The organism is Aliiroseovarius crassostreae (assembly GCF_049803815.1).
Taxonomy (GTDB): Bacteria; Pseudomonadota; Alphaproteobacteria; order Rhodobacterales; family Rhodobacteraceae; genus Aliiroseovarius; species Aliiroseovarius crassostreae_A.
Genome location: NZ_JBNAGI010000008.1, coordinates 64,758 through 91,757 on the forward strand (window position 1 = coordinate 64,758; position 27,000 = coordinate 91,757).

Here is a 27,000-nt window from a genome sequence, read left to right on the forward strand (position 1 = left end):
GGCAAGAGAAATGCAAGTGACGCTGGGTCACGCGGTCCGGGCCAATCTGGGACGGGGGTCAGATGTGCTTGCTGACCTCAAGAAACCGGGTCAGCGCGGCTGCATAGGCAACGGGCTGTTCCACCGGGGACATATGGCCGGATTTGCGGATCAGGGTGAACTCGGATCCCGGGATCAGGTCGGCCAGCTCGCGCACCAGATCGGCGGGGGTGGATCCATCCTCGCTGCCCGCCGTGACCAACGTGGGCAGGGTCAGGCGTGCGGTGCTTTCGTAAAGATCGGTGTCGGCAATCGCCGCCATACACCCGAGATAGCCGGCTTGCGGGGTGGCGCGCATCACTTGGGCGGCGTGCAGCACCAGGTCGGGGCGGTCGCGATGGGTGGCGCGGGCAAACCAGCGTTGCATGTTCGGGCCGACCAGCGCCTCGATCCCCTCGTTGCGCACCACCTCCATCCGGGCGCCCCAGATCGCGGGGGTGGCGATTTTCACCGCGGTGTTGGACAGGACCAGCGCACGCACCAGATCGGGGCGTTCGGCAGCCAGGCCCTGCGCGATGATGCCACCGATGGAGAGGCCCACGAAACAGCACTCTTTCACCCCCAACCGGTCCAGCGCGGCCACGGCATCTTTCACCAGATCCCCCATCGGGTAAGGGCCTTCGGGGCAGGGGCTTTGCCCGTGGCCACGCATGTCCATCCGGATCACGCGCAGGTTGGCGGGCAGATAGGGCAACACCGCGTCCCACATGGTCAGATCCGCCCCAAGCGCATGGGCAAAGACCACGGCGGGCGCGTCTTTCGGCCCCTCGTCGATCACATGCAGCGCCACGGGGGCGTCATCGGGCAAAATCATGTGTCCTCTCCGCCGCGCAGGGTCAGGTGCGCCATGATCTGCCCGTGATCGGAGGCGAGCTTGTTATAGGGCGCTTCTGGGTGTGACCCATCGGTGATATGGTCATTCAGCACGCTGAAATAGGTCATGTCGGCGATCCGATCCCGGTTTTCCGGGTGGAAATCGCGGCTGAGGAAAATCTGATCGATGCTTTCGAAAACGCCACCGAAGCTTGCCGTATAGACCATGTCGCGCAGCGATTTGCGCACGAACAGTTTTTCCGCCGAATGCAGGCGCACCTTGTCGATCGCGGCGGTGATCTGGGCGTTTTCTTCGATGGTATAGCGGTCGCGCGGGGTTTGGGCGTCGTGGCGCAACATCCAGGAATAGTTCTTGAACGGCGCCTCGCCCGAGATGATTTCCGAACTGACCGCATGTTCGCCATCGTTGAAATCCCCCAGCACCACAACCGGGTTCCCGGCGTTGATCTCGGCCACCACCAGGCGGCGCAGCACCCAGGCCTCCGCCATCCGGCGCATTGCGGCGCGCGCCGACCCCAATGCGCGGGCCACGGGATCATAGGCGGTCAGGTCTTCTTCGGGGGCGAACTCTGCCCCGTCGGGCCGCAAAAACTCGCCCAGTTTCGATTTCAGGTGGCAGTTGAACAGGGTGATGACCTGCCGGTTGTCGCCCTCGCCCACGGGAAGGCGCACCTTCAGGATCGGGCGGGACAGGCGGGTCAGGCGGTATGCGCCCCCGTCGCCCGCGAAGGGGATGACCAGCGGGGTGTCGAGCTGTTGAACCACCTCGGGCGCGCCGACAAAGCCAAAGCGCGACAGCACCGCCAGACCCGGGCGCCGTTCCCCCGGCGCGCCGTCATTCAGGTTGGGGGCAAAGGCGATGTGGTCGGTGTTCCAGGGCTCGACCTCCAGCTTTCGGAAGATGGCCTTGCGGTGGTATCGCTTTGACCGGTCGGGGATGGTGGCGGCGTTCAGTTCCGCCGCGCGCCGGTTGGCCTCTTTGATCACATCCAGCAGCGCATCTTCCTCAAACACCTCCTGAAAGCCGATCACATCCGCGTCCAGCGACAGCATCTGATCCGCCATCCAATCGCGTTTCCAGGCGTATTCTTCGGGCGTGTAGGACATGAACTGATAGTATTCCTGATCTGGCCCGATCAGGTTTTTCACGTTGAAGGAAGAGATGGTGAAGTCACGCATGACAAAATCCTTTACAGATTGTCTTTTAGGGCCCGCTGGAAGACGGGCATGTCCACATTGCCACCGGAAACCACCGCGATCACCGCATCGCCCCGGATATCGTGGCTATGGAACAGGGCGGATGCAAGGGCGGCCGCCCCGCCGGGTTCCACGACGATCTTCAAACGCTGCCAGGCCAGCGCCATTGCGCGCAGACAATCCCCTTCGCTGACCGCAAGACCCGGGCCACACAGGCGTTTCATGATCGGGAAAGTAAGCTGGCCGGGCGCGGGCGTGATGATCGCGTCACAAAGGGATCCGGATGTCCTGTCATTGCGCTGAATGTGCCCCGTGCTCAGGGATCGTGCCACATCGTCAAACCCGTCCGGTTCAACCGGGCGCACCTGCATTTCGGGCGCATCGACCTCCAGCGCCAGGGCCACGCCAGAGGTCAGACCACCGCCGCCACAAGGCACCAGGACCTCGGCCTGGCGCACGCCAAGCGCAGCCGCCTGTTTGGCGATTTCCAGCCCGACGGTGCCTTGGCCCGCGATCACCTGCGGGTCGTCAAACGGTTTGACCAGCGTCAGGCCACGCGCCTGGGCCAGCTCTGCCCCAATGGCATCGCGGTCTTCATTTGCGCGATCATACAGCACCACCTCGGCCCCCAGGGCACGGGTGTTTGCGATTTTCAGATCCGGTGCGTCGGACGGCATGATTATCACCGCGCTGCTGCCAAACTCCCGCGCCGCCAGCGCCACCCCCTGGCCATGGTTGCCCGAAGAATAGGCGATCACCCCGCGTGCGCGGGTCGCGGCGTCCAGCGCGGACAAGGCGGACCGCGCACCGCGGTATTTGAAGCTGCCCGTGTGCTGCAGACACTCTGCCTTCACCAAGACCCGCCGCCCTGCAATCTCATCCAGAAAGGGCGAGGACAAAAGTGGGGTGCGTCGCGCATGTCCGCTCAGCCGACCTTGCGCGGTGCGGATCATCTCAATGTTCACGGCAGTCTTCCACCCATTTCAAAATCACCTCTAGCGCCTCGGGTTCGTCCAGAAACGGCACATGGCCACGATCGGCCACCTTCGCATAGCGCAGATCGGGAATGCGGGCGCGCATCTTCGCCACGGTCTCATCCGTCAGCAGGTCTGAATTTGCCCCATGGATCAGGGCCAATGGCAGCCCATTCAAGGCTTCGTAAAGCGGCCACAGATCCGGCATCGGCTGGGCACCGGCCTCTTCCACGGCGGTCCGCAGCGCGGGATCGTACCGGTTCTCCCACGTGCCATCCCGTTCTTCGTAAAGATACGACACCTCTTCTTCCCAACGCGCATCCGGCACATTGCGAAACCCGGCCTCTGCCATCGCCGCCTTGCGCATGGCGACAATCGACCCAAAGGCGCGCCAGGCCGGGCGGCGGCCAAGATAAGACATGATGTAGCTGAGCCCCTGCGGGTCAAGGTCAGGGCCAATGTCGTTCAGGCAGACGCCGATCAGCCGCTCGCGCATCGTCGCCGCCAGACCCATCGCAATCAACCCGCCACGCGAGGTGCCCAGGATCGCGGCCCGGGCAATGCCCAGATGATCCAGCAGCGCCAAAGCATCCTGTGCTTCATGGGGGATTGTATAGGTTGTATGCGGGGCCCAATCCGATTGCCCGCGCCCGCGATAATCCATGCGGATCAGGCGCACGCCGTCCAGATGGGGGGCCACAAAGTTGAAATCATTGGAGTTCCGCGTGAGCCCAGACAGCGCCAGCACCGGCACCCCCTCGCCCTCATCGCGATAGGCAATCTTCACCCCATCCGCGGCCACAAATGTCTGCATCAACACCTCCACATTCTATCCCGGCAAGAAAGCACGGAACATGCCGAGCGTCCACACTCCTCATTTTCTGGTCATAAATATCCTGGGGTGAATTGACCCGCAGGGGCAAGAGGGGCAAAGCCCCCACCGAGCGCAGCGAGGCCCTCCCCAACCTGAGGCGACCCGTAGGGTCAACACAGGGCGGGAGCATCCAGCAAAAGAAAAGGCCACCCGAAGGCGGCCTTTTATGATCATGAATTTCGCGAGGTCAGAGATTGTCCGGCTGCGGCATCCCCAGCACATGAAACCCGCTGTCCACGGTGATGATCTCACCCGTGGTGCAGTTGCCGTAATCGGAGGCCAGATACACAGCGGTGCCGCCCACGGCCTCCAGCGTAGCATTCTGACGCAGCGGCGCGTTGGCCTCGGTGTGGCGGAACGTCTTGCGTGCGCCACCAATTGCGGCTCCGGCCAGCGTTTTCATCGGGCCAGGAGAGATCGCGTTCACCCGGATCCCATCGGGGCCAAGGTCATTGGCCAGATAACGCACAGATGCTTCCAGCGCCGCTTTGGCCACACCCATCACGTTGTAAAACGGCGTCACGCGGTTCGACCCGCCATAGGTCAGGGTCAGGATTGTCCCACCATCCGTCATCTTCGGGGCCACGCGGCGGGCCACTTCGATCAGGGAATAACAGCTGATATCCATCGAGTTCTTGAAGTTTGCGCGCGACGTGTCGACAAACCGCCCGGCCAGCTCGTTCTTGTCGGAATAGGCGATGGCGTGGACCAGGAAATCGATGCTGTCCCATTTGGAAAACAGGTCGTCAAAGCCTTTGTCCAGCGCTGCATCGTTCGTCACGTCCATATCGACCAGCAGGTCCGAGCCCACGCTGGCCGCCAGCGGCGCAACCCGCTGCCCAAAGGCGTCGCCCTGATAGCTGAACGCCAGCTCTGCCCCTTCATTGGCCATCGCCTGCGCGATGCCCCACGCAATCGAGCGCTGGTTGGCGACCCCCATGATGAGGCCCCGTTTTCCTTGCATCAATCCTGCCATATCACGTCCTCAAATTTGGGTCTCAAATCAGTCTTTATATTTGCTTAGGATCATTGATCCATTGGTGCCGCCAAAGCCGAAGCTGTTGGTCATCACGCTGTCGAGACCCGCGTTTTCCACCAGCGTCGTGGCGATTTCGCCCTCATTGATGCCCGGGTCCAGGTTGTCCACGTTGATCGAGGGCGCGATAAAATCATGTTCCAGCATCAACAGGCAGTAAACGGCCTCCTGCGCGCCGGTGGCCCCTTGGCTGTGCCCGGTCATGGATTTGGTGGAACTGATCGGTGGGGTTGCCCCCTCACCAAAGACACGGCGCACCGCCTCCACTTCCCCCACATCGCCAACCGGGGTCGAGGTGCCATGGGCGTTGATATAGCCGACTTTGCGCCCCTCGGGCAGCATGTCCATGGCCAAACGCATCGCGCGTTCGCCGCCTTCGCCGGAGGGGGCGACCATGTCGTGCCCATCCGAGGTGGCACCATAGCCCGTGACTTCGGCGTAAATTTTCGCGCCGCGCGCTTTCGCGTGCTCCAGATCTTCCAGAACCAAAATGGCCCCGCCGCCGCCGATCACAAACCCGTCGCGGTCCGCGTCAAACGCGCGCGAGGCTTTTTCCGGCGTGTCATTGTATTTCGACGACATCGCGCCCATCGCGTCGAAAAGGCACGACAGCGTCCAGTCGAGCTCTTCGCCGCCGCCGGCAAACATCACGTCCTGCTTTCCCATCATGATCTGTTCTGCCGCGTTGCCGATGCAATGCAGGCTGGTCGAACAGGCCGAGGTGATCGAATAGTTGATGCCCTTGATCTTGAACGCGGTCGCAAGGTTGGCCGAGATGGTCGATCCCATGCATTTCGGCACCGCAAAGGGCCCGATCCGCTTGGTTGCACCGGATTTCAGCGCGGTCTGATGCGCGGCGAACATCGCGCTGGTCGACGGGCCGCCCGATCCGGCCACAAGACCGGTGCGCGGGTTCACCACGTCATCTTCCCCGAGGCCCGCATCCGCAATCGCCTGGCTCATCGCAATATGCGCATAGGCCGCGCCCGGCCCCATGAACCGCAGGGTGCGCTTGTCCACATGTTGGGTGATGTCGATGTCAGGCTTGCCGGCAATCTGGCTGCGGAACCCATGCTCCACCATATCTTCATTGGCGGTGATGCCGGATTTGCCAGCCTTGAGCGAGGCCAGTACCTCGTCCGCATTGTTCCCGATGGCCGAGACGATGCCCAGACCGGTGACCACTACACGACGCATAGGCGCACTCCTTTGATCGCCCCGGACAGGCGCCGGGGCAGGGTATTCGATCAGCTCTCGGAAAGAGCCACTTTCATGTCCTTGACCTGATAGATCACTTCGCCGTCGGCCTCGACAATCCCGTCCGCCACACCCATGGTCAGGCGGCGGGTCTGGATCGCCTTGGTGAAATCGATCTTGTAGGTCAGCATCTTGCGATCCGGGCGCACCATGCCGGTCAGCTTTACTTCGCCAACCCCCAGCGCATAACCGCGCCCCTGCCAGCCGCGCCAGCCCAGGTTGAAACCGGTCAGTTGCCACAGACCGTCCAGGCCCAGACAACCGGGCATGATCGGGTTGCCGGGGAAGTGGCAATCAAAGAACCACAGGTCCGGGGTGATGTCGAATTCCGCCAGCACATGCCCCTTGCCATGGGCGCCGCCATCACCGGAAATCTCGGTGATCCGGTCCATCATCAGCATCGGGGGGGCAGGAAGCTGCGCATTGCCCGGGCCAAACAGCTCACCCGCCGCGCATTTCAAAAGATCTTCCTTGTCAAAGCTTGTCGGATAGTCCGCCATCAGCCGCCCCATATCTTGTGCAATTTCATCCCTTCCCCTCTATCATCCGCGCAAACAGGGACGCAAGGGCAGCGCGCCTGCGGGGCCAAGAAATCAGACCCAGTGATGCGCATTTTCCTTCACAGGTAAAAAAGCATGGTCACCGGGGCCAAGCACCGCTATATTATGGGCCACTCGAAGGGGTGTGCGTAAGATTCACACAAGGAACCGCATGGTGGCGCATATGGCGAATTCACATGAAGAAAACTGGTTGGCAAGCGCAGGACTGCGCCCGACCCGGCAGCGTCTGGCGCTGGCGTCTCTTCTGGTCGGCGACGGCCAGCATCGCCATGTGACTGCCGAAAGCCTGTATGACGCCTCGCGCGGCGGCGGCGAAAAGGTCTCGCTCGCCACGGTTTACAACACGCTTCGGGTCTTCTCGGATGCGGGTCTTCTGCGTGAAATCACCGTGAATGGCGCGCGCAGCTATTTCGACACCAATGTCACAAACCATCCGCATTTCTTCTGGGAAGACAGCGAAGAACTGATGGACGCCCCGGCCGAAGAGCTCAAGATCGCCGGTCTGCCCAAAGCCCCCGACGGGGCCGAGATCAGCAAAGTTGACGTGGTGATCCGCCTGCGCCGCACTTGATCACCAGCGGGCGCGCGACCCTGGCCCCCCGCAACGCGATGGCCCACACGCTTTCTGCGCGCATGTTTGCGGGCATGTTTGCGGGCACACCCTCCGTGCTCCATCACCAGGCCACGTCCCAAGGACTTCTTTTTCTTGCTGAAAATACCTCGGGGTGAGCGCGCAGCGCGAGGGTCAGCGCCCCTTTAAAGCGTTTCGAGATGAACTTGAGTCACAAGTTGTTTTCGAAACGCCAGCAACATCAGTGGGTTTCGAGCGTTTCGCCTCAGTGTTATGTCTCAGCAATAAGTCGAAACGCTTTAGGCTCATCTGTGATGAGCCGCCGAACGCCAATATCGTAAAACCAAAACTGCGAGGCCAATAACTTCCCTGACGCTCCTGATCAAAGGAAGGGGCCGCGGCCCGGAGGGGCCACGGCGCGTGTAAATCGTGACCGCAGAACGGGATGATCAGCCGATCGACACAACTTCGAAGTCAAAGATCAGGGTCTTGCCGGCCAGCGCATGGTTGGCGTCCAGCGTGACGCTTTCATCGGTCAGGGCGGTCACGGTGACCGGCACCGGCTGGCCCTGCGGGCCTGACATCTGCAGTTGCAACCCAACTTCCAGCGGGATCTCGGCGGGGATATCAGCGCGCGGCACATCCATCACCGCCTCATCGTGGCGCGGACCATAGGCCTCTTCCGGGGCGATGGTCACCTTTTTTCTCTCGCCTGCTTTCATGCCGGGCAGCGCTTTGTCCAGACCGGGAATGATCATGCCGGACCCCACGGTGAATTCCAGCGGGTCACGCCCTTCGGAGCTGTCGAATACAGATCCGTCTTCCAGAGAGCCGGTATAGTGAATGGCGACCTTTGCGCCGCTTGTGACTTCGCTCATGCGAGAACCTCGTTTTGTCGGGGAATGAATGGACGAGGCCGCATGCGCTTGGCGGGGCGGGTGCTCGTGGAGAGGGGACAGTTTATACAGGCCGGCCCGGATGTAAACCGGGGGACGTCCGGGTCAAAACCACTGCCCCGGTTCCATCAGTCCCAGATCCAGAAGTTGCTGAGACGACCAGTCAAATTCGGTTGAATTGTGCCATTTGAACGTGTGGATGTCGAAGGTCGATCCGGCGTTTGATTTCAGGGCCTTGGCGGTGCGGAAGCTGGCGATGGCGACGGTGATGTTGTTGTGCCACGGGCAGGCATAGGTGTTGTATTCTTCGTCATTGAACGTGTGGTTTGGCAACAGGCGCAGGCCGGGCTTGGCGCGAAACAGAGAGATCCGGTCGATTTTTCGGCGCGGTGCAGGGATATGTTCCTCAAACCGCCAGCGCAGCCCGCCAAAGAAATCGTACTGTCGATCCTTCGTATGGCCCTCATGGTTGGGATCCGGGCGCCCCAGGGCGTAATACCCCGATTTGTCCATCCAGGCATTTTCCAGCGACACAGCGTTGGGAAAGGCGTCCAGATCATCGGCATAAAGATCCACCACGTAAGACAGCATCGCATTGCGCCGTTCTTCGGTGTGAAAGGCCAAAAGCTCGCCAATGGTTCGGGTTTCGCAAAACGGGTGGAACAGGTATTCCGCGTTGTAGCAGTAGTAGAGCCACAGGCCTGGTGCGGCCTCGATCATCTTGTTCACGCTTTCGACAACCGCCCCGTCGGCGGAGGCGTCGAAATCTATCCGATGCACCATGTCTTCCAGCGTTTTCGGCAGATCAAGCATGTCGGGGGCAAAAACCAGAAGCGATTTGAAACCGGCCCGCTGGTGATGGCGGATCGTGCTTTCGACCTCGACCAGATCTTCGACAAAAATCATGCCCACCGGCCCCTTGGCCAATGCCGTGGTGCCGGATTTCAAAAACTCGTCAAGATTGCCATATCGCATGAAGCGCTCCCGTCCCGCGCCATTTTGCGGGGTCGTGGTTAAAAAATCACGAAGTTGCGGGGTATTGCAAGCGATCAAGCAGATGGTTTTGTGCCGGATCCACCGGGGCAGGGCAGAGATGCCTTGATTTCCGGGCCCCCCATGTCCCGAGAGGCGTTGCAGGGCAGGGTGCTTTTGTGTAGGAGAGCGCCTTGACCCCCGGCCAAGACCCAAGGCCGGACAGACCACCGGGAAGACGCAATATGTCCGACACGAAAACCGATCCGAAGAAACTTTTCATCCGCACCTATGGCTGCCAGATGAATGTGTATGACAGCGAACGCATGGCCGAGGCGCTGGGCGCGGATGGGTATGTGGCGACGGACAGCCCGGAGGATGCGGATATGATCCTCCTGAACACCTGTCACATCCGCGAAAAAGCGGCCGAGAAGGTCTATTCCGAACTGGGCCGGTTCAAGGGGCTCAAGGCGGAAAATCCGGATCTGAAAATCGGTGTGGCGGGCTGTGTGGCCCAGGCCGAAGGCGAAGAGATCATGCGCCGTCAGCCGCTGGTCGATCTGGTGGTCGGCCCGCAGACCTATCACCGCCTGCCCGATATGATGGAGAAGGTGCGCGGCGGGGAAAAGGCGCTGGATACCGAGTTTCCCGAAGAGGACAAGTTTGAACATCTGCCCAAGCTGCGCGGTGCCCAAAAGGCCCGCCGCAACCCGGCCGCGTTTCTGACCGTGCAGGAAGGCTGTGACAAGTTTTGCGCCTTTTGCGTGGTGCCCTATACCCGTGGGGCCGAGGTCAGCCGCCCGGTGGACCGCATCCTGCGTGAAGCCAATGAACTGGTCGAACGCGGCGTGCGTGAAATCACCCTTTTGGGGCAGAATGTGAACGCCTATCACGGGCAGGGGCCGGCCAATCAGGGGGGAGGCGACTGGTCCCTGGCCAAGCTGATCTGGGCCTTGAACGACTTGGATGGGCTGGAGCGGATCCGCTTCACCACCTCGCACCCCAATGACATGGAAGACGATCTGATCGCGGCCCATGGGGAATGTGAAAAACTGATGCCCTATCTGCATCTGCCGGTGCAATCGGGGTCTGACAAGATCCTGAAACGGATGAACCGCAGCCATACCGCCGAAAGCTATTTGCGGCTGATCGAGCGGATCCGGGCCGCGCGCCCCGACATCCTGATCTCGGGTGATTTCATTGTCGGCTTCCCGGAAGAGGATGATCAGGATTTCGAAGACACGATGGCCCTGATCCGCGAGGTCAAATACGGCCAGGCCTTCAGCTTCAAATATTCCACCCGCCCGGGCACCCCCGCCGCCGAACGCGCGCTGGTCGATGATACGGTGGCGTCAGAGCGTCTTTATCGGCTGCAGGCGCTGATTGCCGAGCAGCAGCGCGAGGTGCAGGACAGCATGGTGGGCCGCGAGGTTGGCGTTCTGTTTGAAAAGAAGGGCCGGTTTGACGGACAGATGGTTGGCAAGTCCGATTATCTTCACGCGGTGCATGTGACGGGCGACGTTGCGGTGGGGGATTTGCGCCGAGTGAGAATCACCGAAAGCGGTCCGAATTCCCTTGGCGGGGAGCTGGTTGACTGATCAGGACAACCGATCACGACTCGGTTTTGCTCTTAAAAATCAACAATGCGGTTACCCCTGGGGCATTGTGGCGGATTGAGCCACAATATATTGGGAATTTGTCTTCCCATACCCACGAAATTTGCTAAAGTTACGGCTAATATGTTTCAATTTGACTGGCGGTCGGAATGAGACCCGACCTATTTTGGACGGTCCCGGCATCGCCATGTCATCCTGTTGAATCAGAAGAGGGATAGTGGTGACGTTAATTCGCAAAATTTTGTCAGGTGCTGCCATGATCTCAGCTTTGTCGCTGGGCTTGGCCACTGCTCCTGTACAGGCTCAAAGCTCGCCGCCGGTCAACGGCAATATCAACTGGGGCGTTTGGATCGACCATGACGGATGCATGCATTGGTGGGCAGACGGTGGTCTTGAAGGGTATATGATTGATCGGGTGAACCCGAAAACCGGCAAACCGGTCTGCCTGGCCAAGAACACCTGCCTGGTGGAAAACACCGATACGCTGTTTGCAACCGACAGTGCCCGCCTGACAGCCGCTGGCCGTCAGAAGCTGCAACGCTTCTTCAGCTCGACCAACGCGTTTGGCTATGCCATCTACGGCCACACTGACAGCCGCGCATCTGATGAATACAACATTCGCCTGTCCAAACGGCGCGCGGCCTCTGTGGCCAAGGTGGCCCGTTCGGTGGGTGCGGTTGTGGAACGCGAAATCGGGTTTGGCGAACGCCAGCCCTTGGTGCCGAATACGTCAGCAGCCAACATGCAGAAGAACCGCCGCGTCGAAGTGGTGTGCTACACGTGGGACGACAGATAAATGATGATGAAATCTTCTTTTCCGCTGATGATGGGGGCAAGTGCCCTTTTGTTGTCGGCCTGTGTGGGTGGTGATGGCCTGCAGCGTTACAACGGCAACCCGAATTCCGTGATTGCAACCAATCAGGACCGTGGCGATGACACCCAGAACATCACCGATGGTCATGCCGCGATTGTATACGACCCGGATGGGTGCCAGGGCTGGATCATCGACGATGGTGTCGAAGGCTATGCCGGCCGCCGGTTCGACCCGAAAACCGGTCTTCCGATCTGTAACCGGCAACACCCGCCGGGCACGGTGATTGGGCAATATCAATCCGACAGTCCCGGTCTTCGCGACTATGTTCCGGACAACGGAAACTGATCTTTTGATCGCCGCAAATTGCAATAAGAAAGGCCGCCGGAACTTCGGCGGCCTTTTTATGTCGGTTTTTGTGACAGCTGGATGAAGTTTGCGCGAAGGGGCTTGCACTCGCCTCTGGCTCTTGGCACCATTTTGGTAGGATACACGCTAACGCGTTTCGCATCTGATCTGAGGTTCCGATTGGATGGGAAACGCCCGCAACATCGAAAACGCATGCCGCGTTTTGCCTATTCCCCGGACCGGGTAAAATGCCAAACGCTTTAACGGAGATTGTCTTGGGATTTGAAAACATGACCGCACCACCGCCCGCCGTGGAACACGAGCACGAGGTGTTGTTGGAATTCCCTGACAACCGGCTTCTGATCGACCTGTGTGGCGAGTTTGATCGAAACCTCACCCATATCGAAAGCCATTTGGGCGTGCAGATCATCCGCCGTGGCAATCAGCTCGCTGTGATGGGCGAGGCGCGCGACAAGGCCGCTGAAGTGCTGACAGCGCTGTACCAGCGATTGGAAGCGGGCCGGATGATTGAACCGGGCGACATTGACGCCGAAATTCGCATGGGCGGTTCGGGCGAGGGCACCGGGACCCGCGAAGGCGACCAGATCGAGATGTTCAAGCGCGGAACGGTCGAAATCAAGACGCGCAAGAAAACGGTCGAGCCGCGGACCGAGGCGCAGAAAGCCTATGTGCAGAACCTGTTTGAAAATGAACTGGCCTTTGGTATCGGCCCGGCGGGCACCGGCAAGACCTATCTTGCTGTGGCCGTGGGGGTGAACATGTTCCTGGGTGGCCATGTGGACAAGATCATCCTGTCGCGCCCTGCGGTGGAAGCGGGCGAGCGACTGGGCTTTCTGCCCGGCGACATGAAGGACAAGGTCGACCCCTACATGCAGCCGCTTTACGACGCGCTGGGCGATTTCCTGCCCGGCAAACAGGTCGCCAAGCTGATCGAGGAAAAGCGGATCGAAATTGCGCCTCTGGCCTTCATGCGCGGGCGTACGCTGTCCAATGCCTTTGTGGTGCTCGATGAGGCGCAGAACGCCACAACCATGCAGATGAAGATGTTCCTGACCCGTCTGGGCGAAGGATCGCGGATGGTGATCACCGGGGACCGCTCGCAGGTCGACCTGCCGCGCGGGGTGCAATCTGGTCTGCGCGATGCAGAACGCCTGCTGGGCGGCATCGACAGGATCGCGTTTAACTATTTCACCTCAAAAGACGTGGTACGCCATCCGCTTGTGGCCAAGATCATTGAGGCGTATGACGCGGCGAGTGAACGCGAGCAAGCGCGCAAGGCTGAAGGCGCAGGGGGCTCTGCCCGGCCAGATGCGTAATGGCCCCCGAGGTATTTTCAGCAAGAAAAAAGACATGAGTGTAGATACCGTTTTTGAAGATCCCCGCTGGGTTGAGGTGGGGTTGCAGGCATTGGCAGATCACGCCTGCGCCGCGACTTTGGCACATCTTGATGTCGGTGAGGCAGAGATTGCGCTGCTGGCTTGTGATGACGCGCGTATTGCCGAGTTGAACGGTGAATTTCGCGCCAAGGGTCAGCCGACCAATGTGCTGTCCTGGCCATCTGAGGAACGTGCGGCCGAGGCGCCGGGCGCACGGCCTGCACCGCCCGAAGCGGATTTTCCGGGTGCGCCGATCGAACTGGGCGACATTGCCATATCTTACGACACCTGCGCGCGCGAAGCGGTGGAACAGGGCAAGGAATTTGAAACCCATGTGACGCATCTTATGGTCCATGCTACCCTTCATTTGTTGGGTTTTGATCACATTGATGACAAAGATGCTGCCCTGATGGAGGGGTTGGAGGTTGAAATTCTTGGAAAGATGGGCATTTCAGATCCATATTTGGAAGATTAATGCATCTCCGGCGTTGCGGATAATTAAGGCGCGCCAAGGCGCGACAGATGAGATAATGCGCGTTGAGGCGCGACAGATGAGGTAATGCGCGCTGAGGCGCGACAATGGAAAAGGACAAATGGGCGAAAGTCAAAGTGGTGAACGTCCCATCGGCGACAGTCGGGACGGACAGGGCGGATCTTCTAGCGCAGCGCAAAGCGCGCAGGAACCGGATGAACCGGGCCAAAATGGGGGCACGCCCCCTGAACAAAGCAAAGGCGGTTTTTTCAGCCGTGTGATTGGCGCGCTTAGCCCATCTGATGCGGGCGAGGCCCCGCCAGAGCGTGATCCGCAGCCGGTGAACGGCACGCCACAGATCGCCATGCCCGGGATGATCAATCTGCGCCGTTTGCGGGTCGAGGATGTGATGATCCCGAAATCCGAGATTGTGTCTGTCCCGGCTGAGGTGAAGAAAACCGAATTGGTAGAGCTGTTTCGCGAAAGCGGTCTGACCCGCCTTCCGGTCTTTGAAGGCACGCTGGATACGCCGGTGGGTCTGGTGCACCTCAAGGATTTTGCGCTTAATCACGGGTTCAACGGGGCCAAACCCGGCAAAGGCGAACGCTATGCCCTGAAGAACCTGCTGCGACCACTTCTGTACGCGCCGCCTTCGATGCCTTTGGGGGTGCTGTTGCAGAAGATGCAGACCGAACGCATCCACATGGCGCTGGTGATCGACGAATATGGCGGCGTGGACGGGCTGGTGACCATCGAAGACCTGATCGAACAGGTGGTGGGCGAGATCGAAGACGAACATGATACCGAGGAAAGCGCGTTTTGGGTGCAGGAAAAACCGGGCTGCTACCTGGTCGAGGCCAAGACCCCGCTAGAGGAGTTCGAAGCCGAGATTGGTCAGCTTCTGCACAGCAACGAAGATGATGAAGAAATCGACACGCTGGGCGGCTTGGTTTTCGTGTTGTCGGGCCATGTGCCCACGCGGGGCGAGGTGATCCAGCATCCGGATGGACCGGAATTTGAGGTGGTTGATGCGGACCCGCGCCGGATCAAGCGGTTGCGAGTGCGCTTCCCGACAGGCTCGGCGGGCTGATCCAGCTTGCAGCGGTCTGGTGTTTCTCTTTTTAAAAGGCTGGCCAAAGGGATGGTGCCTGTGGGGCTGGGCGCCGTTGCGGCGCTTGGTCAGGCCCCATTTGGCTGGTGGTGGGCGACACTTCTGGGGCTGACGGCCGGGCTGTTTATGATCCTGCGCTCCAGCACCCCCAAAACCGCTGCCTGGTGTGGATGGGCGCTGGCGCTGGGGTATTTCGCCGCCTCTCTGAACTGGTTGGTGGAACCCTTTTATGTGGATGCGGCGCGCCATGCCTGGATGGCGCCGTTTGCGCTTTTCTTTATGTCGGGGGGACTTGCGCTGTTTTGGGCGGCGGCTGCGGGGGGCGCACACCGTTTCGCCCCTTTGCGCTGGCGCTGGCTGTCATTGGTGGCCGCGTTGATCGCGGCTGAACTGCTTCGCGCCCGCATCTTCACCGGTTTTCCCTGGGCCAGCCCCGGCCATGTCTGGATCGACACGCCCTTGGCTCAGCTGGCCGCCGTGATTGGCGCAAGTGGCTTGGGCGCGCTGACGTTTCTTTGGGCGGGGCTTTTGGCCCAATCAGTGCAAAGCAGGAAAATGCGGCGGCTGTCTTTCGGCGCGGCCCTGATCGGCACGGGTGTGATCGCCGTCATTTCCGCCATGATCCTGGTGCCATCGGACCTGCCGCCAGATCGTGATCAGACCGTGCGCCTGATCCAGCCCAACGCCCCGCAACACCTGAAATGGCATCCCGACCACGCTGCGGATTACGTGGCGCGACAGTTGGACTATACCGAAGCCCCGGCAGCGGTGCCCCCTGACCTCATTCTCTGGCCGGAAACCGCAGTGCCGACGCTGTTGCGCTGGGCCGAGGATCTGCTGCCGCGCATGGCGGATGCCGGGCAGGGGGCGCCCATCCTCTTCGGGATCCAGCGCGACGAAGGTCTGCGCTATTTCAACAGCCTCGTTTTGCTGGGGCCTGAAGGTGATATCCAAGCCAGTTATGACAAGCATCACCTAGTGCCGTTTGGTGAATATGTACCCTATGGCGACCTGATGGCAAACCTTGGGATCAATGCCTTTTCTGCGGAACTTGGCCATGGCTATTCTGCCGGGCCATCGGCGCAGGTCATGGATCTGGGGGAGCTGGGCAAAGTGCTGCCCCTGATCTGTTACGAGGCGGTGTTTCCACAGGATATGCATGCCGCGCCGGAACGCCCTGACTGGGTTCTGCACGCCACCAATGATGCCTGGTTCGGAGAGTTTTCGATGCCTTATCAGCATCTGGATATCGCCCGGTTTCGGGCAATCGAATTTGGCCTGCCGGTGATCCGTGTGGCCAATACCGGGGTGTCTGCCGTGATCGGGCCGACCGGTGAAATACGGCAAGCTTTGGCGCTGGGCACAGACGGCTATCTGGATGCCAGAATTCCCGGTTCGCGTTCTGTAACCCCTTTCGCGCGGTTTGGTGACCTGCCGTTAACCCTGCTTGTGATAGCCACGCTGGGTGCGGTTTGGCGGCCCCGGCAGCGGAATTGCAATTGACCATGCCCCGGACGGCATGTAATCGGACAGGCAACTCTTGTCACAACGGCTTCCTGGCGTGACAAGGCTTGTATCAATGGAGCACTTCTCATGACCCGTACATCCCACGTCTTCACTTCGGAAAGCGTTTCCGAAGGGCATCCGGACAAGGTCTGCGACCGTATTTCCGATGCGGTTCTGGACGCCTTTCTGACCGAAGATCCGCATTCGCGTGTGGCCTGTGAAACCTTTGCCACCACCGACCGCGTCGTGATCGGCGGCGAAGTGCGCGGCCCGGCCAGCGTGATTGAGCGCGTTGATGATATTGCGCGCGATTGCGTGAAGGATATCGGCTACGAACAGAAGGGCTTTCACTGGGCCAATATGAAGGTCTCAAACTATCTGCATGCCCAATCGGCCGACATTGCCCAGGGCGTGGATGCAGGCGAAGACAAGGATGAAGGCGCGGGCGATCAGGGGATCATGTTCGGCTATGCCTCGAATGAGACCGACGCGCTGATGCCGGCCCCGCTGCAATACAGCCACGCAATCCTGCGTCGTTTGGCCGAAGTGCGTAAAAATGGCACCGAAGGCTGGATGGGCCCGGACAGCAAATCGCAGCTGTCGGTGCGCTATGAAGGGGATGAGCCGGTTGAGGTGACCTCGCTGGTGCTGTCGACCCAGCATCTGGATGAAAACATGTCCCCTGCTGATGTGCGTGACGCGGTTGCGCCCTATATTCATGAGGTGCTGCCGGATGGCTGGCTGACCGACAACACGGTCTGGCACGTGAACCCGACCGGCAAGTTTGTCATCGGTGGCCCCGATGGCGATGCGGGTCTGACCGGGCGCAAGATCATCGTTGACACCTATGGCGGGGCCGCCCCGCATGGTGGCGGTGCGTTCTCGGGCAAAGACCCGACAAAAGTGGACCGCTCGGCTGCTTATGTGTCACGCTACCTGGCCAAGAACATCGTGGCAGCGGGTCTGGCCAAACGCTGTACCCTGCAATTGTCTTATGCCATCGGCGTGGCGCGCCCGCTGTCGATCCTGGTGGACACCCACCGGACGGGAGAGGTGAGCGAAGAGCAGATTGAAAAGGCGGTTCTGGACATCATGGATCTGACCCCGCGCGGCATTCGCAAACATCTGGGTCTGAACAAACCGATCTATCAGCGCACCGCGGCCTATGGCCATTTTGGCCGCAACCCGACCGAGGATGGTGGGTTCAGCTGGGAACGCACCGACCTGGTGGATGCGCTGAAACGCGCAGTGTAAGCCGACAATTAATCCTCCGAAAGGCCCGCCCATCGCGCGGGCCTTTTCTTTGCGACCTTGACGCAACGCACGTCACATGCGACAGGCGCGGCCATGACACAGGACAAGCATCACTCGGGCGCCCCGTGGCGCAACTTCTATGGCCGCCTCAAGGGCAAGCATCTGCGCGAGAGCCAGCAGGGCTATCTGGACGAAGACCTCGCCGCGCTCAGCCCGGGTGCGGTGAGTTGGGAGGAAAACCCCGAACGCACCCCGCTTGACCTGAAGACTCTGTTTGGTGACCGGCCCGTGTGGCTGGAAACCGGTTTCGGTGGCGGCGAGCATATGGTGCATCAAGCTGCATCGAACCCGGATGTGGGCATTATCGGCTGTGAACCCTATATCAACGGGGTCGCGATGTTGCTGGGCAAGATCCGCGATGCGAAATGCGACAATGTCGCGGTGCATCCGGGTGATGTGCGCGACCTGTTTGACGTGTTGCCGGAAACGTCCATTGACAAGGCGTTTCTGCTGTACCCAGACCCCTGGCCGAAGAAACGCCACCACCGTCGCCGTTTTGTGACGCCGGAGTATCTGGAACCTTTCCATCGCGTGCTGAAACCGGGGGCCGAGTTCCGCGTGGCGACCGATATTCCCGACTATGTGCGCCAGACGCTGGAAGAGGTGCCGAAAGCCGGGTTTGAATGGCTGGGGGAAGGCCCGTCGGATTGGCGCGAACCCTGGGGCGACTGGATCTCGACCCGCTACGAGCAAAAAGCGCTTCGCGAAGGCCGCACCCCGCATTACCTGACCTTCCGCCGGATCTGACTCCTCGTACCGTGCCGCTTCTTTTTCTTGCTCGAAATACCTCGGGGTGAGCCTCGGAGAGGCGAGGGGCAGCGCCCCTTTCCCGCGTGCTAACCCGCAAAGCAGGTGCCCTCGGCCACGGCCTCGGGCCGCGCGGCGGCGATAGCTCATCTGCGATGAGCCTTACAGGGGCGCTGCCCCTCGGCTTACAGCCTCACCCCGGGATATTTATGACCAGAAAATGAGGAACTGGGCGGAGGGGATAACTCCTATCTGGAAACTCCTTCATGTGTGCGCTATCAGATCGTGAGCAGTTGAGGAGAACGCCCATGTCCGGCCACGGCCCCGCCATTCCCATGACGTCACGCAAATGCGGCCCGCTGAAAGGTGAGGCCCATGTGCCCGGTGATAAATCGATCAGTCACCGATCCCTGATCCTGGGTGCGATGGCGGTGGGCGAAACCCATATCACCGGCCTGTTGGAAGGTGAGGATGTGCTGGGCACTGCGGGTGCGATGAAGGCCTTTGGGGCCGATGTGGAACGTCTGGGCGAAGGCGAATGGCGCGTGAGCGGGGTGGGTGTTGGCGGGTTTGCCGAGCCCGAGGACGTGATCGATTGCGGCAATGCGGGCACCGGTGTGCGGCTGATCATGGGGGCGATGGCCACCACGGGCATCACCGCGACTTTCACCGGAGACGCGTCTTTGCGCTCGCGCCCAATGGGCCGCGTGACCGACCCGATTGCGCTTTTCGGCGCGCAATCTTATGGCCGCGATGGTGGGCGTTTGCCGATGGTGGTGATCGGTGCTGCAGACCCGGTGCCGGTGACTTACACAACCCCGATGGCGTCGGCGCAGGTGAAATCCGCCGTGCTGCTGGCCGGGTTGAACGCACCTGGCGAAACCGTGGTGATTGAGAAAGAGGCCACCCGCGATCATACCGAGCGGATGCTGGCAGGGTTCGGCGCCGAGATCACCGTGGAGGACACGGATGAGGGCCACAAGATCACCCTGAAGGGCCAGCCGGAATTGAAGCCCCAGACCATTGTCGTGCCGCGTGACCCGTCGTCCGCCGCTTTTCCGGTCTGTGCCGCGCTGATCGTGCCGGGGTCGGATGTGTTGGTGCCGAACATTGGCCTGAACCCAACCCGCGCGGGGCTGTTTTATACGCTGCAAGATATGGGTGCCGATCTGACATTTGAAAATCCGCGCGAAGAGGGCGGCGAACCTGTGGCCGACCTGCGGGCAAAGTTCTCGCCCAACATGAAAGGCATCGTGGTGCCGCCGGAGCGCGCCGCCAGCATGATCGACGAATACCCGATCCTTTCAGTGGTGGCGTCCTTCGCCACTGGCAAAACCGACATGCCCGGCGTGCATGAGCTGCGCGTGAAGGAAAGCGACCGGATTGATGCGATGGCCAAAGGGCTGCGCGCCAACGGGGTCACCGTTGACGAAGGCGAAGACTGGTGGTCGGTTGAGGGCCTTGGCCCGGAGGGCGTGCCCGGTGGCGCGACTGTTGCAACCGTGCTCGACCACCGGATCGCGATGAGCTTTGCTTGTCTCGGCATGGCGGCCAAGAAACCAGTGCATCTGGATGATGGCGGCCCGATTGCCACCAGTTTCCCGGTGTTTGAACCCTTGATGGCGGGGCTGGGGGCGCAACTGACACGGGACAATAAATGATCAAAGTCGGGCACTGCGTCGCGAATGCATCGGGATACCCCCCCCCCTGATCTGTCGGATCAGATAAAGCGCGCGCCGAGCTGTTCCAGGTGTTTGCGTGCCTTGGCGCTGGCTTTTGGAAGCGCGCCCAACACCCCGTCCGCGATCACCGTGACCTGATAACCGCGCGCAAGCGCCGCCTGTGCGGTTTTGTTGACGCAGAACGCCGCGTCCAGCCCGGCGATATGCAGGTGTCCCACATCAAGCCTTGCCAGCAGCTGATCCAACGCGCCGGTTTCAAAGGCGTCCTGCACCCGTTTGACCACCTCGTGATCGCCGATTCCGGTGAACGGATCGGCCAACTGCGTGCCGGGTCGCCCGGCGATCCCTTGGCCTTTCATAAAGAGGCGCGCAAAGAGCCGGGTTGACGGTGTGCTCCATTCCTGACGGATCACCACGACGGGGCGGTTGAGGGTCTTGACCTCGGAAATGGCGGTGTGGATGGCCCCTGTGGCGCGGGCCTTCTCAGCCTCGTCATATTGTCCGCTGTCCCAGAAATCCTGTTGCAAATCAATGAGCAACAGCGCGCTGCCCGGGCGATCCCCGATCCGCTTCCCCGTGCTGACCGACCCGATGTGGCGATAGGTGAGGCTGGCCCACAGCAAAAACGCAGCCAGCAGGAAAAGGCCTGTCCAAAGCAGGGTCATGTCATGTCTCGCAGGATTTGGTGGCAATGTCTGGCCACACGCAGGGCGGTGGCAATATCGGCGTCGTCCAGCCCCTCGGCCAGTGCCGCGACGGTTTGGGCTTCTTTGGCAAGCACCTCGTCGATCAGGGTCTGACCCGTTTCGGTCAGCGCAATCAGCGGGGATCGGGCGTGGCGCGGGTTGGGGCGTTTCTCGGTCAGCCCCGCGGACAAGGTGTCATTCACCATCACCTGCACATATTGGCGCTGAACTTCCAGCGCGTGGGCAATGTCCGGGACGGGCAGGGGGCCGCGTTCTGCGAGGATTTCCAGAACCGCGCGCATCCGCACGGTCAGCCCCGTGCCAGTCAGATCAGTTTCGATCTTTGCCTCAATACGCTGCATCAGCGGGCGCGACAGCCAGAGAAGGGTTTTCAAGTCCTGTGTCATGTCAACCTACATGTCATAATGACAATATGCATGTCAATATGATGTCTTCCCTTTCCCGGTCCGATTTGCGATGCAGGGGGATATTTTGAAGGAGCCGCCATGACATTCACCGTTGCCATTGATGGACCCGCCGCCGCCGGGAAAGGGACAATTTCCAAGGCCGTGGCCGAACATTTCGGTTTTGCGCATCTGGATACGGGGCTTTTGTACCGCGCGGTTGGGGCCAAGGTTCTGGCAGGGGGCGACCCCGTCGTGGCCGCCAAGACGCTGACGCCTGACGATCTGGGCGGGGACTTGCGGACGTCAGAGGTGGCCCAGGCCGCCAGCCGGGTGGCGGTGCTGCCGGATGTGCGCGCGGCATTGGTGGCGTTCCAGCGCAGTTTCGCCACCAGGGACGGTGGGGCGGTTCTGGACGGACGTGACATCGGCACGGTGATCTGCCCTGACGCGCAGGTGAAATTGTTCGTTACCGCCAGCGCCGAAGTGCGCGCCGAACGCCGGTATCTGGAGCTGTCGGGCAAAGGTCATTCGGACACACGCGAACAGGTTCTTGCAGACGTGATTGCCCGTGACAAACGCGACAGCGAACGGGCCGAGGCCCCTTTGAAACCTGCCGGGGATGCGGTGATCATCGACACGTCCGATTTGTCGATCGACCAGGCCATCGCACGGGCCGTGGCCGCAATCGAGGCGTGTCGTTAGGTCAAGGAGACAACCCCCTTGATCCCCGCTCGGCCCAGCCTACCTGTCTTGCCTTGCAACCCGCAACGACAGGATACTGACCCGCATGCTCGACAAATTGAACTGGCGCTATGCCACCAAGAAAATGGACCCGACAAAATCGGTTTCGGAAGAAAAGGTAAGCAAGATCCTTGAGGCGATCCAGCTTGCCCCGACCTCCTCCGGCACCCAGCCGTTTGAAGTGTTTGTGGTCACCAACCCCGAGATCCGTGCGCAGATCCAAGCCCACGCCCGGGATCAGGCCCAGATCACCGAAGGGTCGCATTTGTTGGTATTTGCCGCGTGGGACAATTACTCGGCGGATCGCATCGACGCGGTTGTAACGCAGATGGAAGACATGCGCGGCGGCGGCAACCCGTTGCTGACGCAGTATTACGAGAACCTGAAAGGGGCCTATCTGCCACGTGATGCGAGGGTAAATCACGACCACGCCGCGCGTCAGGCCTATGTCGCAATGGGCTTTGCGCTGGCGGCTGCGGCCGAGCTGGAGGTGGATTGCACCCCGATGGAGGGGTTCTCGCCTGAGAACGTTGACGAAATTCTTGGTTTGAAAGACTGCGGGCTTCGTTCGGTCCTGCTGTTGCCGCTGGGATATCGCGATGAAACGGGGGATTGGCTTGCGCCGCTGAAAAAAGTGCGCAAACCGCAAGAACGTTTGTTCACCCGGATTGATTAAACCGGGACGGGCCGCGCTGACCTCACCAAGCTGTGCATCGCATGTGAGGCCGTGCGGCCCTAAGCTTCTGCGCAAAGGAGTTCTCGATGCGTGTCCTCATCCCCCTATGTCTGACCCTGGCTCTGGCAATGCCCGTTGCGCTGTGCAGTGGGGCGCAAGCGCAAGCTCAGCCGGAAACGCAGGCCCCGTCACCGCCTGATGTGATGACGGTTGGGGGGATGGCAGCAATCCTGCGGGCCATTGACCCGAATGTGCAAGCAGTGGGCGCGCGGTTTTCTCTCACAATCAACGGAACTGCGGTGCTGGTCATCGCGGATCCGCGGGCGGATCGGATGCGGGCAATGACCCGGGTCGGGCCGGTTGATGCGTTGGATCAGGACATGATGCAGCGGCTTTTGCAGGCCAATTTCGACGCGGTGCTGGATGCGCGATATGCCATTGCCAATGATCAGGTCTGGGCCGCCTTCATCCATCCGCTGTCTCCGCTTGAGCCACGCCAACTTGTGTCGGGTCTTGCGCAGATGGTGAACGCAGCGCAGAGCTTTGGCACCACGTTTTCTGGTGGCGGTGTGCAGTTTGGCGGCGGCGACAGCAACGCGCTGCAACAAGATCTGGCGGATCGTTTGCGCGGCAAGGGGCTGCCGCTCTAGCCGCGCCCGTTTTTGCGGATGCCGAATATCCCGGCCAGAGCCGTGAGACCTCGCGCCCTCATGGTCCCATCATACCTCTTGCCCCTTGCTTTATTGGCAGAATCCACGTACATCCCGCCCTGTCGACAAGGTGAAAACGCCGCGATACAGGGAAAGACGAGCAGGGTCGGATGCACCGGCCCTCTTTGTTTTGCGGTTAACCCGTTGACCAAATTGGAAAAACCAAGACCCGCGGAGACAACCGTGCGGCCCGAAAACGTTTGAAAAGGAATCTGAGACCACATGGCTCAAAACGTATCTATGGAGGATTTCGAAGCCCTCCTGAATGAAAGCTTCGAAATGGACACGCCCGAAGAGGGTTCTGTTGTCAAAGGCAAAGTCATCGCTGTTGAAGCTGGCCAAGCCATCATCGACGTCGGCTACAAAATGGAAGGCCGCGTTGATCTGAAAGAATTCGCAAATCCTGGTGAAGCTCCGGAAATCGCCGTTGGCGACGAAGTGGAAGTCTACCTGCGCGCGGCTGAAAATGCCCGCGGCGAAGCTGTCATCTCGCGCGAGATGGCCCGCCGTGAAGAAGCCTGGGATCGCCTGGAAAAAGCATACGCTGACGATGCACGTGTTGAAGGTGCCATCTTCGGCCGCGTCAAAGGTGGCTTCACCGTTGATCTTGGCGGTGCCGTGGCCTTCTTGCCCGGTTCGCAGGTTGACGTGCGCCCCGTGCGTGACGCAGGCCCGCTGATGGGTCTGAAGCAGCCGTTCCAGATCCTGAAAATGGACCGTCGCCGTGGCAACATCGTTGTGTCGCGCCGCGCCATCCTGGAAGAAAGCCGCGCCGAACAGCGCGCAGAAGTCATCGGCAACCTGTCCGAAGGCCAAGCCGTGGAAGGTGTTGTCAAGAACATCACCGAATACGGTGCCTTTGTGGACCTGGGTGGCGTCGACGGCCTCTTGCACGTCACCGACATGGCATGGCGCCGTGTGAACCACCCGTCCGAGATCCTGACGATCGGCGAAACCATCAAGGTTCAGGTCATCAAGATCAACAAAGAAACCCACCGCATCTCGCTGGGCATGAAGCAACTGCAGGACGATCCGTGGGATCTGGTGGCTGCCAAATACCCGCTGGAATCGGTGCACACTGGCCGCGTGACCAACATCACCGACTACGGCGCATTTGTTGAGCTGGAGCCGGGCGTTGAAGGTCTGGTTCACGTTTCCGAAATGTCCTGGACCAAGAAAAACGTCCACCCGGGCAAAATCGTGTCCACCTCGCAAGAGGTTGAAGTCATGGTTCTGGAAATCGACAGCGCCAAGCGCCGCGTGTCGCTGGGTCTCAAGCAGACCATGCGCAACCCGTGGGAAGTGTTTGCCGAAACCCATCCGGCCGGCACCGAAGTGGAAGGCGAAGTCAAGAACATCACCGAATTCGGTCTGTTCATCGGCCTCGACGGCGAAATCGACGGCATGGTTCACCTGTCGGACATCTCGTGGGACGAGCGCGGCGAAGACGCCATCCAGAACTTCAAGAAGGGCGACATCGTCAAGGCTGTTGTCTCGGAAGTGGACACCGACAAAGAGCGTATCTCGCTGTCGATCAAGGCCCTGGAAGGCGACCCCTTCGCAGAAGCCATTGGTGGCGTGAAGCGTGGTTCGATCATCACCGTTGAAGTGACTGCTATCGAAGATGGTGGCATCGAAGTGGAATACGAAGGCATGAAATCCTTCATCCGCCGCTCCGATCTGTCGCGTGACCGTGCCGAACAGCGCCCCGAGCGTTTCGGCGTGGGCGACAAGCTCGACGTACGTGTGACCAACGTGGACAGCAAGTCGCGTCGTCTGGGTCTGTCGATCAAAGCCCGCGAAATCGCCGAAGAGAAAGAAGCCGTGGAACAGTACGGTTCGTCGGACTCGGGTGCCTCGCTGGGTGACATCCTGGGTGCAGCTCTCAAGAAAGACTGATCTTCCGTCGCTTGAACAAATTGAAACGGCCCTGCAATGCGGGGCCGTTTTTCTTTTTGAAGGCGTGATCCGATCCACAACGATGCGTTGGGAAGTTTCGTTCCGAATCATGGGATTGCGCGAAATCTGCCAGCCGGGGATTGTCGTCGCCGCGCGTTTGGCGGCTTTTTTCAACGAGAAGCGGGCGAATTTACCCGACAAATCACTTTTTTTATCGGAAAATCGCCGACTTGACCCCTCGGGGCTTGTTTATCGAAACCCCCTTTGCTCCTATAGTTGGAACAACAAATGGCGCGGTCAATTTCGCGCCTGATATTTTTAGGGGGGATATTCATGATCCGATCAGAACTGATCCAGAAAATCGCGGATGAAAACCCGCATCTTTATCAACGGGATGTCGAACGCATTGTGAACACGATCTTTGACGAGATCGTCGAAGCGATGTCGCGGGGGGACCGGGTAGAGCTGCGCGGCTTTGGCGCATTTTCTGTGAAGAAAAGAGATGCTCGTATCGGGCGCAATCCGCGCACCGGGGAATCGGTTCAGGTCGAAGAAAAACATGTGCCCTTCTTCAAGACCGGCAAGCTGTTGCGCGACCGGTTGAACGGCAAGTAAGAGGATTTTCATGCGGTATATCCGTTACGCATTCCTGGCGGCCCTTGCGGTCTGCCTGGTCACCATTGCCATGGCGAACCGTGCCATGGTCACCCTGCACCTTCTGCCCGAAGAGCTGTCCGGCTTCCTTGGCTTCAGCTGGTCCGTCTCCCTGCCGCTCTTTGTGGTGATCTTCATGGGCATCATCGGGGGCGTGGTGATCGGGTTCATCTGGGAATGGCTGCGCGAACACAAGCTGCGCGCCGCGGGCAAACGCACCCGCAAGGAACGCGATGCCCTGATCCGCGAAGTGAAAAAGCTCAAGGAACCCAAGGCCAAGCCGGGGGATGACATCATCGCATTGCTGGAAGAGGCCAAGTGAGCTCTTTTGTGTTGCCCACAAGTGGGGCGAGTGGCAAGCGCGATGCGGCGGTCAAGATTTGCGGGTTGAAGACACCAGAGACCCTGCAGGCCGCTTGCGCGGCGGGTGCGCGCTACATCGGCTTCAATTTCTTTGCGAAAAGCCCGCGCTCTGTGACCGTTGATCAGGCCGCCGCCCTGATGCTCGACATGCCCATCGGTGTCGCGAAGGTCGCGCTTGTGGTCAATATGTCCGATGATGAAATCGCCCATATTGTCGACAACTCCACCACCGAAATCCTGCAATTGCATGGCGCGGAAAGCCCCGAACGGGTGGCCGAGGTCAAAGCCCGTTTTGGCCTGCCGGTGATGAAAGCCATCGGCATTGCCGGGCCACAGGACGTGGCCGAGATCGATCGGTATGCCCCCGTCGTGGACCAACTGCTGATCGACGCCAAGGCCCCCAAGGGCGCAGATCTGCCGGGTGGCAACGGGATTAGCTTTGACTGGCGCCTGGTGCAGCGAAAATACTGGCCCTGCCCATGGATGCTGGCCGGTGGGCTGACGCCCGACAACGTGGCCGAAGCCATGCGCCTGACCGGGGCCAAACAGGTCGATGTGGCCTCTGGCGTGGAAACAGCGCCCGGTGTGAAAGACCCCGACCTGATGCGCGCTTTTGTGCAAAATGCCACCGGGCAGTTCGCCTGACCTCA

At 60.4% G+C, this 27,000-nt stretch carries 30 protein-coding genes and 1 riboswitch; of the genes, 19 read left to right on the forward strand and 11 right to left on the reverse strand.

Translation table 11 applies throughout. The annotated features are described in order from the left end of the window. Positions 1-58 precede the first annotated feature (58 nt). The 7 genes from pcaD to fabA all read right to left on the reverse strand — a co-directional run bounded on the left by pcaD (position 59) and on the right by fabA (position 6,711). Positions 59-853 carry a 3-oxoadipate enol-lactonase gene (gene pcaD, locus ACP15V_RS16340; RefSeq protein ID WP_424944775.1) on the reverse strand — a complete coding sequence of 265 codons (795 nt, stop codon included), beginning with the start codon at positions 851-853 and terminating at the stop codon, positions 59-61. Then, a complete protein-coding gene (locus tag ACP15V_RS16345) occupies positions 850-2,052 on the reverse strand; it encodes an endonuclease/exonuclease/phosphatase family protein (protein ID WP_424944776.1) in 1,203 nt (400 codons plus the stop codon). The genes pcaD and ACP15V_RS16345 overlap by 4 nt, the downstream gene beginning before the upstream one ends. 11 nt (positions 2,053-2,063) lie before the next feature. Continuing rightward, on the reverse strand, positions 2,064-3,023 hold the full coding sequence (locus ACP15V_RS16350; RefSeq protein ID WP_424944837.1) for a threonine ammonia-lyase: 960 nt from the start codon (positions 3,021-3,023) through the stop codon (positions 2,064-2,066). A 1-nt stretch (position 3,024) separates the two neighbouring features. After that, on the reverse strand, positions 3,025-3,858 hold the full coding sequence (locus ACP15V_RS16355) for an alpha/beta fold hydrolase (RefSeq protein WP_424944777.1): 834 nt from the start codon (positions 3,856-3,858) through the stop codon (positions 3,025-3,027). A gap of 247 nt (positions 3,859-4,105) precedes the next feature. Next, the gene (locus ACP15V_RS16360; protein WP_424944778.1) at positions 4,106-4,894 is read right to left on the reverse strand and encodes an enoyl-ACP reductase FabI; all 789 of its coding nucleotides are present in this window, start codon (positions 4,892-4,894) and stop codon (positions 4,106-4,108) included. 27 nt (positions 4,895-4,921) lie between these two features. Then, complete coding sequence (fabB, locus tag ACP15V_RS16365) at positions 4,922-6,151, reverse strand: beta-ketoacyl-ACP synthase I (protein WP_424944779.1); 1,230 nt, start codon at positions 6,149-6,151, stop codon at positions 4,922-4,924. Between the two features lie 50 nt (positions 6,152-6,201). Then, positions 6,202-6,711 carry a bifunctional 3-hydroxydecanoyl-ACP dehydratase/trans-2-decenoyl-ACP isomerase gene (fabA, locus tag ACP15V_RS16370; protein ID WP_424944780.1) on the reverse strand — a complete coding sequence of 170 codons (510 nt, stop codon included), beginning with the start codon at positions 6,709-6,711 and terminating at the stop codon, positions 6,202-6,204. 223 nt (positions 6,712-6,934) lie between these two features. On the opposite strand from fabA, the gene irrA reads away from it, so the two are divergent. After that, positions 6,935-7,342 (forward strand): iron response transcriptional regulator IrrA, encoded by a 408-nt coding sequence (gene irrA / locus ACP15V_RS16375; RefSeq protein WP_424944781.1) that lies wholly within the window; start codon positions 6,935-6,937, stop codon positions 7,340-7,342. A gap of 449 nt (positions 7,343-7,791) precedes the next feature. Here the strand turns inward: irrA and ACP15V_RS16380 are convergent, their stop codons facing one another. Both ACP15V_RS16380 and ACP15V_RS16385 read right to left on the reverse strand, forming a co-directional pair. Beyond that, complete coding sequence (locus ACP15V_RS16380) at positions 7,792-8,220, reverse strand: FKBP-type peptidyl-prolyl cis-trans isomerase (RefSeq protein WP_424944782.1); 429 nt, start codon at positions 8,218-8,220, stop codon at positions 7,792-7,794. Positions 8,221-8,343: 123 nt separating this feature from the next. After that, positions 8,344-9,213: a hypothetical protein gene (locus ACP15V_RS16385; RefSeq protein WP_424944783.1), complete on the reverse strand. Its 870-nt coding sequence runs from the start codon at positions 9,211-9,213 to the stop codon at positions 8,344-8,346. Between the two features lie 242 nt (positions 9,214-9,455). Between ACP15V_RS16385 and miaB the strand changes: the two genes are divergently transcribed. From miaB to aroA, 10 genes are all read left to right on the forward strand, one after another. Continuing rightward, complete coding sequence (gene miaB / locus ACP15V_RS16390; RefSeq protein WP_424944784.1) at positions 9,456-10,808, forward strand: tRNA (N6-isopentenyl adenosine(37)-C2)-methylthiotransferase MiaB; 1,353 nt, start codon at positions 9,456-9,458, stop codon at positions 10,806-10,808. A 274-nt stretch (positions 10,809-11,082) separates the two neighbouring features. Continuing rightward, a complete protein-coding gene (locus tag ACP15V_RS16395) occupies positions 11,083-11,622 on the forward strand; it encodes an OmpA family protein (protein WP_424944785.1) in 540 nt (179 codons plus the stop codon). A gap of 6 nt (positions 11,623-11,628) precedes the next feature. After that, the gene (locus ACP15V_RS16400) at positions 11,629-11,985 is read left to right on the forward strand and encodes a hypothetical protein (protein WP_424944786.1); all 357 of its coding nucleotides are present in this window, start codon (positions 11,629-11,631) and stop codon (positions 11,983-11,985) included. A gap of 290 nt (positions 11,986-12,275) precedes the next feature. Further along, the gene (locus ACP15V_RS16405) at positions 12,276-13,322 is read left to right on the forward strand and encodes a PhoH family protein (protein ID WP_424944787.1); all 1,047 of its coding nucleotides are present in this window, start codon (positions 12,276-12,278) and stop codon (positions 13,320-13,322) included. Between the two features lie 34 nt (positions 13,323-13,356). Beyond that, positions 13,357-13,857: an rRNA maturation RNase YbeY gene (gene ybeY / locus ACP15V_RS16410; RefSeq protein ID WP_424944788.1), complete on the forward strand. Its 501-nt coding sequence runs from the start codon at positions 13,357-13,359 to the stop codon at positions 13,855-13,857. Between the two features lie 118 nt (positions 13,858-13,975). Beyond that, entirely contained in the window at positions 13,976-14,944 is a 969-nt protein-coding gene (locus ACP15V_RS16415; RefSeq protein WP_424944789.1) for a hemolysin family protein, read from the forward strand. A 51-nt stretch (positions 14,945-14,995) separates the two neighbouring features. After that, positions 14,996-16,468 (forward strand): apolipoprotein N-acyltransferase, encoded by a 1,473-nt coding sequence (gene lnt / locus ACP15V_RS16420; RefSeq protein ID WP_424944790.1) that lies wholly within the window; start codon positions 14,996-14,998, stop codon positions 16,466-16,468. Positions 16,469-16,502: 34 nt separating this feature from the next. Further along, positions 16,503-16,552: riboswitch (SAM-SAH riboswitch) on the forward strand. A 6-nt stretch (positions 16,553-16,558) separates the two neighbouring features. Next, positions 16,559-17,725, forward strand: a complete 1,167-nt coding sequence (gene metK, locus ACP15V_RS16425; RefSeq protein WP_424944791.1) for a methionine adenosyltransferase — start codon at positions 16,559-16,561, stop codon at positions 17,723-17,725. A gap of 93 nt (positions 17,726-17,818) precedes the next feature. Then, on the forward strand, positions 17,819-18,532 hold the full coding sequence (gene trmB / locus ACP15V_RS16430; RefSeq protein ID WP_424944792.1) for a tRNA (guanine(46)-N(7))-methyltransferase TrmB: 714 nt from the start codon (positions 17,819-17,821) through the stop codon (positions 18,530-18,532). A gap of 308 nt (positions 18,533-18,840) precedes the next feature. Continuing rightward, the gene (gene aroA / locus ACP15V_RS16435) at positions 18,841-20,193 is read left to right on the forward strand and encodes a 3-phosphoshikimate 1-carboxyvinyltransferase (RefSeq protein ID WP_424944793.1); all 1,353 of its coding nucleotides are present in this window, start codon (positions 18,841-18,843) and stop codon (positions 20,191-20,193) included. 59 nt (positions 20,194-20,252) lie between these two features. On the opposite strand, the gene ACP15V_RS16440 is transcribed toward aroA, so the two are convergent. Further along, on the reverse strand, positions 20,253-20,879 hold the full coding sequence (locus ACP15V_RS16440; RefSeq protein WP_424944794.1) for a cysteine hydrolase family protein: 627 nt from the start codon (positions 20,877-20,879) through the stop codon (positions 20,253-20,255). Continuing rightward, entirely contained in the window at positions 20,876-21,307 is a 432-nt protein-coding gene (locus tag ACP15V_RS16445) for a MarR family winged helix-turn-helix transcriptional regulator (RefSeq protein ID WP_424944795.1), read from the reverse strand. The genes ACP15V_RS16440 and ACP15V_RS16445 overlap by 4 nt, the downstream gene beginning before the upstream one ends. Positions 21,308-21,406: 99 nt before the next feature. On the opposite strand from ACP15V_RS16445, the gene cmk reads away from it, so the two are divergent. The 8 genes from cmk (at position 21,407) to ACP15V_RS16485 (ending at position 26,995) form a co-directional block, all read left to right on the forward strand. Next, a complete protein-coding gene (gene cmk / locus ACP15V_RS16450) occupies positions 21,407-22,009 on the forward strand; it encodes a (d)CMP kinase (RefSeq protein ID WP_424944796.1) in 603 nt (200 codons plus the stop codon). An 85-nt stretch (positions 22,010-22,094) separates the two neighbouring features. Beyond that, the gene (locus tag ACP15V_RS16455) at positions 22,095-22,724 is read left to right on the forward strand and encodes a nitroreductase family protein (protein ID WP_424944797.1); all 630 of its coding nucleotides are present in this window, start codon (positions 22,095-22,097) and stop codon (positions 22,722-22,724) included. A gap of 86 nt (positions 22,725-22,810) precedes the next feature. Further along, on the forward strand, positions 22,811-23,374 hold the full coding sequence (locus ACP15V_RS16460; RefSeq protein ID WP_424944798.1) for a type III secretion system chaperone: 564 nt from the start codon (positions 22,811-22,813) through the stop codon (positions 23,372-23,374). A 282-nt stretch (positions 23,375-23,656) separates the two neighbouring features. Next, positions 23,657-25,333, forward strand: a complete 1,677-nt coding sequence (gene rpsA, locus ACP15V_RS16465; protein ID WP_424944799.1) for a 30S ribosomal protein S1 — start codon at positions 23,657-23,659, stop codon at positions 25,331-25,333. After that, on the forward strand, positions 25,311-25,646 hold the full coding sequence (locus tag ACP15V_RS16470; protein ID WP_424944800.1) for a hypothetical protein: 336 nt from the start codon (positions 25,311-25,313) through the stop codon (positions 25,644-25,646). The genes rpsA and ACP15V_RS16470 overlap by 23 nt, the downstream gene beginning before the upstream one ends. 20 nt (positions 25,647-25,666) lie before the next feature. After that, positions 25,667-25,948, forward strand: coding sequence for an integration host factor subunit beta (gene ihfB, locus ACP15V_RS16475; RefSeq protein ID WP_424944801.1), 282 nt, complete (start codon positions 25,667-25,669; stop codon positions 25,946-25,948). A gap of 10 nt (positions 25,949-25,958) precedes the next feature. Further along, entirely contained in the window at positions 25,959-26,309 is a 351-nt protein-coding gene (locus ACP15V_RS16480) for a LapA family protein (protein WP_424944802.1), read from the forward strand. Continuing rightward, positions 26,306-26,995: a phosphoribosylanthranilate isomerase gene (locus ACP15V_RS16485; RefSeq protein ID WP_424944803.1), complete on the forward strand. Its 690-nt coding sequence runs from the start codon at positions 26,306-26,308 to the stop codon at positions 26,993-26,995. The genes ACP15V_RS16480 and ACP15V_RS16485 overlap by 4 nt, the downstream gene beginning before the upstream one ends. Positions 26,996-27,000 lie beyond the last annotated feature (5 nt).